Below are 763 nucleotides of genomic sequence, written 5' to 3' on the forward strand. Positions count from 1 at the left end.
CTGCACCTCGGCGACGATGCGCGTGGCCCCGGCACTGACCTCGACCCTGCCGCTGATGCTCGTCTGCCCGTCCCGGGCCTCGATCTCCAGCGGTACCTTCGTCTTTTCGGCTAACGGGGTGCCCTGAGTCGCCGCGTCGAACCGGTTCCTGGAGGTCCGGGCGTCCGTGTCGCCATGGTCGTATTCGTTCGCCGTGACCCGCTGGCCCGCCTCAGCGATAGCTGCCGTCGGGCTGGCGTTTCAGCCCGTAGTAGCTGGGGCGCACGCTGTTGTGCTCCTCCTGCCAGCGGCGGGAGCGGGCGATGGCCTCCTGGACCTGCTCGTCGGTCATCTTCTCGGCTAGCGCCTCTTTCTTCTCGATGTCGCCGGTGCCGCCGAGGTCGTACATCATGTACGCCTTGACCAGGTCCTTTTCGGTGCCAATGCCCTGGGCGTAGTAGTCACCCAGCCATCCCTGTGCGGTTAGGTCGTCCATTTCCGCTGCCTTTTTCATTAACTGGAACGCCTTTTTCTCGTCCTTGGCAACGATATGGCCGTGTTCATACTTGCCCGCCAGCTCCGACATGCCATCGGAGGCACCGCTCTGGGCATATTTTTTGAGCCAGTACAGGTATTTCTCGTCATCCGGCTCAATGTTGTTCCTCTCATCGCCGTCCCTGAACGCATAAAACAGTTCTTTCTGCGCTTTGGGAAAGCCCTGCTCGCCGGCCTCGGCGGTGAGCTCGAGCCATTTCTCCGGGCTCTTCTCCACGGTGTAGCCGGC

General features: G+C 62.3%; 1 protein-coding gene. It reads right to left on the bottom strand.

The features are described from left to right. Positions 1-211: 211 nt before the first annotated feature. Positions 212-763, bottom strand: a 552-nt coding sequence (locus G7A99_RS22510) for a tetratricopeptide repeat protein (protein ID WP_163144252.1), incomplete at its 5' end; no start/stop codon positions are given.

The organism is Arhodomonas sp. KWT, assembly GCF_010993615.1.